The following is a 12,906-nucleotide window of genomic DNA, read 5'->3' on the forward strand; positions in this document are numbered from 1 at the left end:
CTATTGGGCTTGTTCGCTGCGAGAGCTGGAAACGTCCATGTTCATGCGTCCTCTCCATCCTCCTTTGCGGCTCCTTTCGTTGATTGCCTTGCTGCTGGCGTGCGCATCTTCACCCCCTGCGCCGAGCGTCGAGGCACGCGCGGACGTCGCCGCCACGTGTGGCAGCCCGGACGCGGACCAGTGCATCACCCTCGGCTGTGACGAGGGCTGGTGTGCCTTCTTCCGCTGTGAGGACATCTCGCCCCAAGTGGAGCCGGCGCTCATGCCCGCCGCCCGGCCTCCGCTGCGTAGGGGCTGGGGCGCCCGCCTGGGTATCCGTGGCAGCGCCCGACCGGTGATGACGTTCCAGTGGTACCCGAACGTCCAGGTGCGCCCTGTCTTGCAGCTTCCGGCGGGCCGGTACGTCAGGCACCACGTCTTTCCCCAGGCACCCGACCTCGCGCTCTACTTCCAGCGCGCTGGCATCAAGCTTCACGACTTCACGTTGGTCATCCCAGAGCACGTCCACAGGTACATCCATGGTGGCGGCCCTCGTGGCGGTCGCTGGAACGACGCCTGGGCGCAGTTCATCCAGGCCAACCCCAATCCTCCGCCACCCGAGGTCATCTACCGTCATGCCGGCGAGCTCATCTTCCGCTTTGAGCTGACCGGGAAAGTCGTGCCCTACTACCGCCGTTGAGGGCAGCCACGCGAGGAGGCAGGGCGCTTGAAGTTCTACCGGGTCGAAGAGGACAGGGCGGCGGGCTACACGGGGAACCTGCGAGCCGTCCCCCGGTGGGGGTTTCCGGGCGTCACCGCCTGCGTCGTCTGTGGCGTTGGAGGTGGCCAGGCGGGCCTCCAGTACCCCTGTGTCGACCTGTCGGGCCTCCCCAAGCGGAAGGAGCTTGAAAACCCGGGCCGGCAGGTCAGCTTCGAGGAGTTCAGCCGGCTCCGGGAGTTGGTACGCCCGTTCGTTCCTGCCTGGGCCCGCCTGGAGCCCGGAGCCGACCTGGGGCCACTGACGGGCACGGCCACCGGAAACTTCGGCCAGCTCTTCATGCAGAACCCGTGGTCGCTCTACCTCCGCCGCGAGGCGCTGGAGCGACTTCAAGGCTCGGACGTGCAAGGTCTATCCGGTTGCCCCATCGATGTGCGGTTTCGTGGGAAGAACCCGCCTGAGCTGCTCGCGATGCAGCTCGAGCTGCACGGACGCTTTCATCCGGACTGCTTGCCGCCGGACCGGGCTCCTCCGTGCTCCAGGTGCGGAAACGCCCGTCACGCAATGCCGGAGCCCCCCATCCTCGATGCCGCGGCTCTGCCAGCGCACACAGACCTGTTCCGGCTCTCCGACTGGCCGACGATGATTGTCGCAAGCGAGCGCATGGTGGACTCCACGCGGAAGCTCGCGCTGGATGGCGTCGGCTTCCGCGAGCTGGCCGTGCGCTGAAGCTCGGTGCCCAGTGTCGACCGACGCCCTCTCCGCGCGGCCCTGGCCCCACTGAACCCGGGCGGCACGGTTCGGATGAACGGGGACGCGCCCCCCTCAGCCCCCGTACGGCGCGGCGAACTCCGCCCACCGGTTGTTGGGCTGCAGGCCCGTGCCGGGGTTCTCACTCCGGTTGGCGGCGGTGCGCAGCTCGCGTGCTGACGCGGCCAGGGTTTCGATGGAGCGCACCCGCGCGTTGATATCCGCGTCCTCCGCGCCCTCCAGCCGCGCAATCCACGTCCGCATGAAGCGGACCGCGTAGAGTACCTCCGTGCGGTCGAAGACTTCGCCCGTCTGCCGCAGGTCCTCCTCGACCAGGTAGATGAACATGCGGGCGAAGTTGGCGAACATCCGGTCGTGGACCGGACGCCTGCGGTCACCCGTGGGCGGCGGGCTGAAGTTGTCGCGCAGCTGCTTGAAGCTGAAGGTCCGCACGCTGGCCAGCTTCCCCGTTCCGGCCCGGAAGCCGGGCGCCTCCATCCACCCCTGCGCCGCGGACTTCTCCACCGCCATCTTCGCGACGATGAAGGCGTGGTGGACGTCGTAGGAGGGCAGCAGCACCGACTCCAGGTAGTCCCCGATGAAGGTGGCGAAGCTGTCGCCCTCGTAGAGGAGCGCCGGGTCCCTCAGGAACGACATCACGAACCACGTCTGCTGGAAGACCTGGCTCTGCTTGATTCGGGCCTCCGTGTACGACGGCGTGTCGTGGATGGTCTGGTCGATGATGGGCGGCAGCAGCGTGCACGGGTGGTTGGTGGTGTTGCAGGCCGTCTGCGCGGGGCGCGCCAGCGGTTGGATTCGCAGATGGTCGCCCGTCTCCCAGATGGGGTTGCGGGCGATGACCTTCGCCAGGTGGTCGGGGATGCGGGGCGTCCCGCCGCCCGCGCCCACGTCCGCGAGGAAGTCCGGGTAGCGGTGCGTGCCCTGCCGCAGCATGTGCTGGAACACCTGGAGCGAGCGGTACTTCAGCCGCATCCACTCGCACGCCTGCGGGAAGTCCTCCAGCCGCGCACCGCCCAGGTCCGGATTGCACTCCGTCATGTCGTGCGCGGCGTCGTAGTAGCCCCACAGGTTCAAGTCGGTGGGGTTGGACAGGTAGGCATCCACCCGCTGGTACCACTCGGCGCGGGCGGCGGCGCGCGGGCTCGACGCCAGGTCCGGGAACCACTCGAAGACGGAGCGGTGCTCGTTGCCGTGGAAGCCGTCCTCGGCGAGGTGGTCGAAGGGCAGCCCCATCCGGAGGTGCCGCAGGTCGATGGCGTGCAGCTCGTCATAGGCCTGGCGCGCCTTCGCCAGCGAGTCGATGCGCCCGGTGGCCCACAGCAGCCTCCGCTCGTTGACGAGGTGGTCCATGAAGGCCTCGTCCCGCTCGCTCTGCGCCGTCGAGTCATGGACGGGCAGGCCCGGAGTCCGCGTGGGGAAGGGCTCGTAGGCGGGCTGGAGCGGCCGGAAGCGCGCCGGGTGGAGCAGGCGGGTCATCCCATGCCGCTGGCGCAGCACGCGGACCAGTTCGACGATGGCGTTGGCCCGGTCCTCGTCCACGTGCGTGCGTGCCCGGCGGCGGAGGTCCGCGTCCGTGTATCCCACGCGCGCCAGCTCGATTCCGTCCGGGCTGTGGCAGCCGGCACACGCGCCCCGGGTGCCCTCGTGGCGCCAGGCCGTGAGCCCCGCCGAATAACGGGCCGCCAGCTGCTCCTCGGTCAGCGCGTTGGCCGGCACGTAGGGCGCGCCGCACCGGGCGTCCGTACCGGGCGGCTCGGGGCAGAGCAGCGACTCCGGATACGCGACGGCTTCGGGCACCGGCTCCCCCGAGGGCGGCGGGGGCAGGGGGATTTCCGGCTCGTCCTGGGGTGGGGCCGCGGGAGGGCTGTCCTCGCTACAGGCCAGCAGGGACACCATCGTCCCCAGCGCGAGGAGCCACCTTGCTGCCTCGCTTCGGGAGGGACCGCGAGCGTGGCTGTCTTTGACGGAGCGCATGAGCCCATTTCACCACGCGCGGGGGGCCGCCGTCCGCTTTCGGGGGGACTGGCACCCCGGTCGGAGCCCCACGCTCAGGTGAGGCGCACTACGCCGCCGGCGCCACGCCCGCCACGCGCCGCACCGCCGCGGCGATTTCCTCCGGCACCTCTTCCTGGAGGAAGTGCCCGGCCTGCGTCGCGGTGACGCGGGCGTGTGGCAGCGCCTCACTGTGCCGCTTCAGCGCGCGGCCCAGAATCGGGTCCTTCAGTCCCCAGACCAGCTCCGCGGGCCCGCGGAAGGCGCGGAACCACGCATCGCCTTGCGCCAGCTCCGCCACGGTGGGGTGGTCCTCCCGGTTGGGCACCATGCGCGCCAGCGCCAGCGGCGCGGCCCGGTCCACCACGTTCCGCAGCGGCCAGGCATACGCCTTCGCCACCTCACCGGAGATGGAGCGCGCGTCTCCCTGCGTGCGGCCCAGCATCGGCACCGGGAAGTTGAAGAGGCGGAAGGCCACGTCGCTCACGCCCGGCAGGTGCGAGAAGCGATGGAAGGCCGTGGTCCGGAACGCGCGCGGCGTCAGCACCGACGTGTTCATCACCACCAGCCCCGTCACCCGCCCTCCCGAGCGCGCCGCCATCCATGCGCCAATCGGCCCGCCCCAGTCCTGGATGACGAGCACCACGTCGCGCAAGTCCAGCCGCTCCACCAGGTCCAGCACCGCCTGCCCGTGGTTGTGCAGCGAGTGCCCCGCCAGCGCGCGCGGCTTGTCGCTCAGCCCCAGGCCGATGAGGTCCGGGGCGACGAGCCGCAGGCCGCTGCCCTGCAGCCCCGCCATCACCTTGCGCCACAGGAAGGACCACGTCGGGTTGCCGTGCAGCAGCAGCACCGGCCGGCCCTCGCCATGGTCCAGGAAGTGCATTCTTCGAGGCTCGGAGCCGAAGCGCACCGGGGCGAAATGGGAGCGGAAGGGGAGCAGGCGCGCGAGGAAGTCGGGGAGTGCGCTCATGATGGATGGTGGACGTATCACCGCACTGGAATCTCCTCCACCCAACACCCCTCCCGAGTGACTGGCGGCTGGCTGACGGGTCGCACCCGGGGGCGGGCTGCAATCCCTGAAGAAGTCCACAGCCTCTAACGGGTGGCCCCCGGGCCTGCTGGCATTCAATTCTTGGGGGACGGAGGAGGCGTGGCATGAAGGCAGTCGCAATCATCCTCGCTGCGGGAGAGGCCCGGCGGATGGCCCATCCCAAGGCGCTCATCGAGCACGAGGGAGGAAAGAGCTTCCTCCAATCACTGGCATCTACATTCGGAAAGGCGGGTTGCTCCGTCATAGGAGTCGTGGGGAAGGACTCGGAAGCCGTGCGTGAGCAGCATCCGGGCCTGGAGTTGGTGGAGGCGGAGCGGTGGCAGGAAGGGCCACTGGCCTCGGTGAAGGCGGGGCTCGACGCCGCGCTGGAGTCCGGGGCGGAGGTGGTGCTGCTTCAACCCGTGGACATGCCCGCGCTGCGCGCGTCCACCCTCAAGTCGCTCCTCAAGATGATGAGCGAGGGGGACGAGTTCCTGCGTCCGGAGTTCGAGGGGGCGCCTGGCTGGCCGCTGGTGCTCTCGAGGGGCGCGGCGGAGCGGCTGCGGGCCTCGGAGGGTCTGCTGCTGGAGCCCGCGCTGGCGGTCCTGAAGCTGCGGCGCGCTCCGGTGAAGGACCCTGGCGTGGTGGTGAACATCAACACGCCGGAGACGTACGAGCGGCTCTTCGGAATGGCGCCCCGGCTGGCGCCTCCGCCGAAGCGCCGTGGCAAGCGGACGACAGGTGGGGCCACGACGGTGGGGGAGCTGGGGGGCTCGGCGGCGCCCATGTCCGCCGCGTCTGACGAGTAGGTCCCCGAGGGCCGGAGCTCCCCTGTCAGGGTGGCTCCGGCCCGGAGTGTCTGTTGTCGACACGCGAGCTCCGCGCCAGGCTCCCTGGCGGGAGTCGGGTCAGAACGTCAGGCCCAGGCCGGCGTAGGGGCCGCCGAAACCCTCGGCATGCACCACGCCGTCCACGTGGCCGGCGTCGTTGAGGTACAGCCCGCGCCAGCCGCCGCGCATGTTGAAGGAGCCCACGTGCACGGCGAGGCCGGCCTGCATGTCCACCTGGCGGTGCGGGTAGGGCGTTGCATGCAGGCGCGCTTCCAGGTCCACGGGGGAGCGGCCGATGCACGCCTCCACCGAGGCGCCGAAGCTGGGGCCCACGAAGATGATGTGCGGCGCGTGGGTGCTGACCACGCCCGCCTCCACGCGCATGCGGCCACGCTCGCCTGCCCACAGCGCCGCGGTGGCATGCGCGCTCAGCAGGGTGATTCGGTCGATGTCGTTCGAGCCGTCATCCGCCGGCAGCGACAGGCCGGTGATGCGCGTGTCCACGCCCAGGCGCCGGCCCTCCATCGCCATGAAGAGGCCCATGGCCCCGCCGTTTCCGAGCAGGTCGCCCTGCACGCCCATCCGCACCAGCAGGGGCACGGGCTCATGCCGCTCCCTCACCACCCTGCGGTTGAGGGGGGCCACGGTACGGGGCCGGGGCGCGGCGATGATGGCGCCGGCGACGATGACCTCCGTGAGCGGGCGGCGCACCGCCCGACGGCGACGGGGCGTGTCGTCGTCCTTCGAGGGCTCCTTGTCCACGGGCGTGGCCCGGTGCGTGCGCGGCCGCTCGTCACGAGGGGGGCGCGAGTTGTTGTTGTTGCCGGAGTTGGAGTTGGAGTTGGAAGAGGAGCGCTTGCCGAAGCGGGCCTCGGCGGTGGGGGAGCCCAGCAGGACACTGGCGGCAATCGCGGCGCACAGCACGGACTTCTGAGAAGGCACGGTCCACTCCTTCGCTGGGCGGGTGCCAGGGGAGGGTGATTCAACCGCCTTCACGGGTCGGACGGCCATGGGCCTCCGGGTGGGGGGTGTCGTTGGCCAACATCACCTGTGCGGCGCTCGACACCCTCCCCGCCGGAAGCCCCGCGCGGCGATGACGGGTGGAACATCAACCCCCGCGCGAGCACGGGGCGCTGCCCCCTTCGGGACGGGCGCGGCTCCAGCGGCTGGCCCTGGCGGGTGCCCGCCGTGGCTCATCCCCTCAGCGCATGGGAAACCAGCCGGTAATATCTGCATGCTTCCAGCATGCGGATGCTCATGCTTTGACACTGGCGCACGCGAGGGCCGTGCGAGCGCACGACTCTCGTGTTTCTCGAAGAAAGAGCAGCTAGGGTGACGCGTGTGACCCACGCTGTGGCTCGGCCCCTGGTGCTCCTGCTGGAAGGCGACCCTGACATCCAGGGCACCATGGCGGAGGCCCTCCAAGATGAAGGCTACGAGGTGGCGCAGGCCCTCAATGGGAGCGAGGGGCTGCGCGTGCTGGAGGCGCTGAATGCGCCCTGCCTCGTGCTGGTGGACCTGGAGATGCCGTGGGTGGATGGCATCTCGTTCCTCGCGCGGCTGAGGGCGGACGCGCGCTACGCGGCCACGCGGGTGGTGGGGATGTCGGGAGAGCCCGGGCCGCTGTTGCCCGGGTTGGCGGAGAAGCTCCGCAAGCCCGTCAAGCTGGCGACGCTGCTGAGCGCGGTGGCGCGGCACTGCCCGCGGCCGGAGACCTCGGGCTCGTCCGGGTCCGGCACGCAGGTGGGTTAGTAGGTGAGCCCCAGGCCGAAGTACGGGCCATGGAACGCGTCCACGTGGGCGACGCCGTCCACGTGCCCGGCGTCATCCAGCACCATGCCGCGGTAGCCGCCACGCAGCACCACCGCGCCCAGGTGCAGCGCCAGCGCGGCGCTCGCGTCCACCTGGCGGTAGGGGAAGGGCGTCACCTGCATGCGCGCCTCGAAGTCCAGCGGGCCCGCCATGCACGCCTCGAAGGACATGCCCAGGCTGGGGCCGACGAAGGAGATGTCCGGCGCGTTGGCGCTGCTGATGCCGGCCTCCGCGCGCAGCCGCGCCCGCTCCAGGGAGACGAGCGCCCAGGTGAGGTGAGCCTCCACCAGTGAGATGGTGTCCGTTTCCCCCGAGCCATCGTCCGCGCTCAGCCCCATGCCGGTGATGCGCGCGTCCACGCCGAAGCGGCGCCCCTCCAGGCCGATGAAGAGGTCCACCGCCCCGCCATCGGTGATGGGGCCGCCCTGCATGCCCAGCCGGAAGGACAGCGGCGCCGCGTGACGCTCTCCGCGCAGCTCGTTGTCCCGCCCCCGGCGGTCGTCCACCACCAGCCGGTGGTTGCCGCCGGAGAAGAGGAAGTGGAAGAGGCCCACCGCCACATCCACGTCGCTGTGATGGCTCACGTAGCGGCGGCGCGGACGGTCGTCGTCATCGTCGTTGTCGTCGTCGTCGCCGCCCGAGTCCTCCTGGCCCACCGGAGTGGCCTCGTGCGTCTTGTCGTCGTCCTTCTTCGAGTCGCTCTGGCCAGGCCGCGAGCGCTTGCCGAAGCGGGCCTCGGCCGGGCTCGGGCCCAGGATGAGCCCGAGTGCGAGAGCTGCACACAGCACTGCCCGGAGTGGCGACACGGTTCTGCTCCTCGGTGGGGACCGGGAAAGGGGCTAACGGGGAACGTTGACGGCCGCCTGCCCGCTTTATTCATTCCTCCCCAGCAGCCCCCGTGACGTCCCGGAGCCCCCCCGCTCCGGTGCCCTCCCCCTCGCTGCTGCTCCCGGAGGCCCCCCCGACACTCCGGTGCTCTCCCCTCTCGCTGCCGCCCCCGGAGGTCCCCCCGCCACTCCAGTGCGCCCCCTCGCTTCCGCCCCGGAGTCCCGGTGTGGGGCGTGCTCCGACTCCGCCTCGCGGGCTACTTCTGGCCCTTGCCGGGGCTGTACTTCTGGACGCACTCGCTCGGGGACTTGAGCCGGCACTTCGTCGTGCAGTGGGTGGCCTCGCACGTCGTGGTGCACACCCGCCGCGCGCTGGTGGGCAGCAGGTCGCAGGGGCTGCGCAGGTAGACGGTGATGGGCTCGTCATGCCCGATGCCGGACTCGTCCCGGCAGGACTCGAAGTCGCCGTCTCCATACACCTTGGAGCCGTCGTTCACGTTGCAACTGGGCGGGAGGCTGCTGGTGCTGCCCGGCTCGCAGGGCCCCACCGTCCGGGCCAGGCAGGCGAAGCCGGTGTCACCGGAGACATTGGTGTTGGCGCAGATGCGCGAGCCGAGGTGGCTGTCCCCGGACACCCAGTCCCGCGAGTAGCAGGCGTAGACGTTCTGGTACGGGTAGCCCTGGAAGCCCGGCTTGCTGAGAGAGGGCTTCCAGGTGTCCTTGTTCAGCACCACCTCGACGGCCAGCGCCTTGGCGTCGAAGAGGTTCCCGTAGAAGGCGCCCTCGCGGAAGGTGAAGGCGCCGAAGGCGGCCGCGGGGTACGTGCCCGGCGAGGTGGAGTACGCCTGGGACCACACCCACGAGCCGGGCGCCGTGGCGCGGTTGTACGGCGCGGACATGACGCTGTACATGCCGCTGTCAGGGCAGGTGAAGGTGGCGCTCGGGGCAATGCCGCCGCACGCGTTGCGGTCCGCCTCCACAATGCGGTCCCCCCGCTCGCAGCCCGCCGGGTCCTTGCACACGCGCAGCACCCGGTCGCCACCGATTTGGCCCAGCTGGCCCGTGCACGTCCCCGGGTACGGCGCCCCCGCGGCCACCGTCACCGTCTCGCGCGGGGTGCAGGTGCCCACGCCCTCACCCACCCAGCCGCACTCGAGCCCCAGCCCCGAGCCTCCCGACGGGCAGGGCAGGAACATGGGGCTCCACTCCACGGAGGCGCCGGACGGGTTGAAGCGCCTCGGCTCGCGCGGATCCTCGGCGCGCATGGACAGCTCCACCTCGAGGCCATACGCGTTGTTGCGCGCCAGCAGGCACGCCGTCACGTAGCCCAGGCACGTGGAGTTGGGCGCGCCGTACTCCCACTCCGGGCACAGGCCCGCGCCGCCTTCGAATTTGTGCGGCACCCCCGCCACCGGGTCCATCCACTCCACCGCGCTGCCCGTGGGCAGGGCGCACTCCACCAGGTACTCCATGACGCGGAAGGCGGCGCCGTCCCGCAACTGGTTCTTGAGGCGATCATCGACGGCGAAGGCCTTGGTGCTGAGGGGCCCCGAGGTGAGCGCCTGCAGCGACTGGCGGTTGGTGGTGAGGGCGTTGAGGGCCAGGTCCCGGGTGTCGAGCGAGTTCAGGATGCGGATGCCAGGCTCGGCCACGGCCTGGGAGGCCGGGAGCAGCAGGGCGAGCATGCAGGTGAGCAGGGCCAGCGCGGGCCGCGAGGAAGCACGGAGGACGAAGGGAGCCATTCGGGACGGACCTCGACGATGAAGGGAACGTGACTCAGCGGTTAGCACGTGGCGGGCCGGGCTCCGGGCCTCGTGCTTTCGCGGGGTTGCACGTGCGCCAGGCGTCCCGTGTTGCTCCCCGGTCCACAGCGCCGGGTGGCGTGTGGACTGGAGGACAACGCCCCTGGCGGGGGTTCTTCAGCGCCTTGCGACCTTCTTGCCGCGGACGGGCGCCTTGCCGGCACGGCGGTGCTCGGGGCGGCCCTGGGAGGCGGGCGGCTCGGGCGACGCGGCGCACGCGGCGGTGGCCGTCAGCGCGGCCTGCGTGGCCTGGTGCTGTTGCTCCAGCGTCCGCAGCCGGCGCGACTGGGCCTCGCGCAGGGCCTGCAGCTCCGCCACGCGCGCTTCCGACTCGGCCGCCTCGCGCTCCAGTTGGGTGTTGCGCTCCACCAGCGCGGAGATGGAGCGCGAGCCCGCCCAGGCCCCCGACGTGGCGAGCAGCACCGCGCCCGCCAGCAGGCCCCAGGGCAGCCACGCCCGGCGCCGTCGCGCCGACTCGCTCTGCTGCGTCGCTTCCATGACCCGCAAGGCTAGCGGCCCTACCGGGGTAGGCCTCAAGGCCACCTCCACCCCGGGGCCAGGCCAGGGCCGTCAGCCGCGCGGCAGCCGCAGCACGAAGCGGGCGCCGGGGCCGTCGGACGGGTCCTCCACCGTCAGCTCGCCGCCGTGGGCGCGGGCAATCTGGCGGGAGATGTAGAGCCCCAGGCCCAGGCTGGCGTGGGCGTGCTCGCCGGTGGCGCGCTCGAAGCGCTCGAAGATGCGCGCCTGCGACTCGTGGGAGATGCCGGGGCCCCAGTCGCGCACGGCGATGACGGCCGTCGCGTCCTCGGAGTCCACGGACAGCTCCACCGGTTGGCCGGGCGCGTACTTCATGGCGTTGGACAGCAGGTTCATCAGCACCTGCTCCACCCGGAGCTTGTCCACCCGGGCCCGCACCGGCGCGTTCGCGAGCACCGCCACCGCGCTGCCCGAGGCGGCCAGCGAGTCCTCCATGCGCGCCACCAGCCGGTGCGCCAGCGCGGCCAGGTCCACCTCCTCGTGCTCCAGCTCCAGGCGCCCGGTGCTGATGCGCGTCACGTCGAACAGGTGCGTGACGAGGTGGCCCAGGCGGTCCGCCTGGCGCCGCGCGCTGGCCAGCCCCTGCTTCAGCCGCTCCGGGGGGATGGGCGTGTCGCGCTCCGTCGCGCGCTGGAGCGAGGAGAGCTGGAGCTGCAGCGCGGACAGCGGCGTGCGTAGCTCGTGCGTGGCGATGGCCACGAACTCGTCGCGCGCCGCCACCGCCCCTTCCATCTCCCGGTACAGCCACGCGTTGTCCACCGCGAGCGCGGCGCGCGCCGCCACGTCCTCCAGGAAGACCAGGTCCCGGCCCTGGTAGCGCCGGGACGGCGTCTGCGAGGCCACGCTCAGCACGCCGAGCGTGCGCCCCCGCGCCACCAGGGGCACGAACATGACCGAGCGCGGGCTCAGCGCCTCCATCAACTGGCGGTGCTCGGGCGACACCGCGAGGGCGTCCAGCCACTTCGGGCCCAGCTCCGACGCCAGCTCCGACTGCCCCGTCTCCAGGACGCGGCGGATGGGCGAGTGCATGCCGGGCGGCGGCGGGAAGCGCCGGGACTCTTCCAGCAGGTGCTGGGTGCGGGCATCGCTCGCCAGGGCCTCCACCCGCTCCAGCCGGGCCCCATCCGGCGTGAGGATGTCCACCGTGCAGTAGTCCGCCAGCCCTCCCACCAGCACGCGCGCCACGGTGCTCAAAGTGGTGCGCCAGTCCAGCGAGGTGGACAGGCGCGCGGTGGCGTCGGCGAGGAAGCGCAGCCGCTCCTGCTCCCGGAGCTGCTCTGTCACCTCCCGCACCGTGGCACCCACGCCCAGCGGCTCGCCGCCCAACTGCACGGGGAAGTAGCTGGCCAGGTAGTGGCGCGGCTCGCCCGGGCGGGGGTCCTGCACCTGAAGGTCCACCACCGGCTCGCCCGTGCGCAGCACTCCTCGCAGCAGCTCCGCCAGGGCCTCCGCGCCGGGCCCCAGCACCTCCATGGGGGTGCGGCCCCGGTGCTCCTCCGGCGTCGCGCCGTTGATGGCGGCCAGCACCGGGTTGATGTGCACGTAGTGCAGCTCCCGGTCCAGGAAGCCCATGCCGACCGGCGAAGCGGCGAGGAAGGACTCCATCAGCGTGAGGGAGGTGTCCCGGGCCCGCAGTGCCTCCTTCGCCTCGCGGTACAGCCGCGCGTTGTCCACCGCGAGCGCCGCGCGGCGGGCGAACTCCTCCGCGTAGGTCAGGTCCCTCGGGGTGTAGCGGCGCGCGAGCGAGGTGGAGATGAGGGTGATGAGGCCGAAGCGGCGCTCGCCCCTCACCAGCGGCAGGGCAATCATGGAGCGGGGCGCCAGCTCCTCCATCATCCGCAGGTGCTCGGGTGAGCGCGCGTGGCGCTCCAGCCACTCGGGGGTGATGTCCGGCACGAGCAGCGTGCGCCCCGAGGCGATGGCCCGCGACATCACGGTGTCCGTGTCCAGCCGCGCCGGATACGGCAGCGCGCGGTTCAGCAGCTCCTGGCGCCCGGCGTCCCGGGCGAAGAGGGCGAGCCGGTGCAGCGCGCCGTCCTCGCCCAGCACGTCCAGCAGGCAGTAGTCCGCCCACTCGTGCGTCGCCAGGCGCGCCACCGCCGTGAGCGTCGTCTCCCACTCCAGCGACTCCGCCAGCAGGCGGCTGGCCCCGGAGATGAAGGCCTCCGCGCGCTCGGCCACCTTGCGCTCGGTGATGTCGACGGTGACGGCCACCGCGCCCAGCAGGGCGCCATCCGCGCTGTACAGCGGGGTGGCGGAGTTGAGGATGGTGCGCCGCGAGCCGTCGAACGCGACGATGTCCAGCTCCTGGTTGAGCACCGTCTCCCCTTGGCGGAGCGCGCGCGCCATGCCCCACTCGTGCGCCTCCAGTCGCCGGCCGGTGTCCGGCCACCAGGCCTCGTACTGGTCGTAGGCGGAGATGTCGTCCGCCCGAGGCGTCCTCCCGCCCCAGAGGGACTCCGCGGCCGCGTTCGTCTCCACCAGCCGCCCGCTCGCGTCCGCCAGGAAGACGCCCACCGGCAGCAGCCGCAGCACGGCGCGCAGCCGCTCCCGCTCGGTGGAGGAGGCGACCTCGGGGGCGGTAGGGAGAGACTCGGACATTCGGGGA

Annotated in this window: 11 protein-coding genes; 4 read left to right on the forward strand and 7 right to left on the reverse strand. The window is 71.6% G+C overall.

Annotated elements, in window-relative coordinates:
- Positions 1 to 43 precede the first annotated feature (43 nt).
- Both sitA6 and sitI6 read left to right on the forward strand, forming a co-directional pair.
- Complete coding sequence (gene sitA6 / locus G4D85_RS15715; RefSeq protein WP_476705374.1) at positions 44 to 679, forward strand: SitA6 family polymorphic toxin lipoprotein; 636 nt, start codon at positions 44 to 46, stop codon at positions 677 to 679.
- Positions 680 to 706: 27 nt separating this feature from the next.
- The gene (gene sitI6 / locus G4D85_RS15720) at positions 707 to 1,426 is read left to right on the forward strand and encodes a SitI6 family double-CXXCG motif immunity protein (RefSeq protein ID WP_164012641.1); all 720 of its coding nucleotides are present in this window, start codon (positions 707 to 709) and stop codon (positions 1,424 to 1,426) included.
- A gap of 96 nt (positions 1,427 to 1,522) precedes the next feature.
- Here sitI6 and G4D85_RS15725 read toward each other — a convergent pair whose 3' ends face one another.
- On the reverse strand, positions 1,523 to 3,442 hold the full coding sequence (locus tag G4D85_RS15725) for a hypothetical protein (RefSeq protein WP_164012643.1): 1,920 nt from the start codon (positions 3,440 to 3,442) through the stop codon (positions 1,523 to 1,525).
- Positions 3,443 to 3,530: 88 nt separating this feature from the next.
- The gene (locus G4D85_RS15730) at positions 3,531 to 4,430 is read right to left on the reverse strand and encodes an alpha/beta fold hydrolase (protein ID WP_164012645.1); all 900 of its coding nucleotides are present in this window, start codon (positions 4,428 to 4,430) and stop codon (positions 3,531 to 3,533) included.
- Positions 4,431 to 4,615: 185 nt separating this feature from the next.
- On the opposite strand from G4D85_RS15730, the gene G4D85_RS15735 reads away from it, so the two are divergent.
- Positions 4,616 to 5,299, forward strand: a complete 684-nt coding sequence (locus G4D85_RS15735; protein ID WP_164012647.1) for a nucleotidyltransferase family protein — start codon at positions 4,616 to 4,618, stop codon at positions 5,297 to 5,299.
- A gap of 99 nt (positions 5,300 to 5,398) precedes the next feature.
- On the opposite strand, the gene G4D85_RS15740 is transcribed toward G4D85_RS15735, so the two are convergent.
- On the reverse strand, positions 5,399 to 6,262 hold the full coding sequence (locus G4D85_RS15740; protein ID WP_240359297.1) for a porin family protein: 864 nt from the start codon (positions 6,260 to 6,262) through the stop codon (positions 5,399 to 5,401).
- A 390-nt stretch (positions 6,263 to 6,652) separates the two neighbouring features.
- Here G4D85_RS15740 and G4D85_RS15745 point away from each other — a divergent pair, with 390 nt between their 5' ends.
- A complete protein-coding gene (locus G4D85_RS15745; protein WP_164012649.1) occupies positions 6,653 to 7,072 on the forward strand; it encodes a response regulator in 420 nt (139 codons plus the stop codon).
- On the opposite strand, the gene G4D85_RS15750 is transcribed toward G4D85_RS15745, so the two are convergent.
- From G4D85_RS15750 to G4D85_RS15765, 4 genes are all read right to left on the reverse strand, one after another.
- On the reverse strand, positions 7,069 to 7,938 hold the full coding sequence (locus G4D85_RS15750; protein WP_164012651.1) for a hypothetical protein: 870 nt from the start codon (positions 7,936 to 7,938) through the stop codon (positions 7,069 to 7,071). The two genes, G4D85_RS15745 and G4D85_RS15750, sit on opposite strands and share 4 nt — an antisense overlap.
- 278 nt (positions 7,939 to 8,216) lie before the next feature.
- On the reverse strand, positions 8,217 to 9,701 hold the full coding sequence (locus tag G4D85_RS15755) for a hypothetical protein (RefSeq protein ID WP_164012653.1): 1,485 nt from the start codon (positions 9,699 to 9,701) through the stop codon (positions 8,217 to 8,219).
- Between the two features lie 177 nt (positions 9,702 to 9,878).
- Positions 9,879 to 10,259, reverse strand: a complete 381-nt coding sequence (locus tag G4D85_RS15760; protein WP_164012655.1) for a hypothetical protein — start codon at positions 10,257 to 10,259, stop codon at positions 9,879 to 9,881.
- A gap of 72 nt (positions 10,260 to 10,331) precedes the next feature.
- Positions 10,332 to 12,899: a PAS domain-containing protein gene (locus G4D85_RS15765; RefSeq protein ID WP_164012656.1), complete on the reverse strand. Its 2,568-nt coding sequence runs from the start codon at positions 12,897 to 12,899 to the stop codon at positions 10,332 to 10,334.
- Between the last annotated feature and the right edge of the window lie 7 nt (positions 12,900 to 12,906).

It is taken from the genome of Pyxidicoccus trucidator (assembly GCF_010894435.1).
In the GTDB taxonomy this organism is placed as follows: Bacteria; Myxococcota; Myxococcia; order Myxococcales; family Myxococcaceae; genus Myxococcus; species Myxococcus trucidator.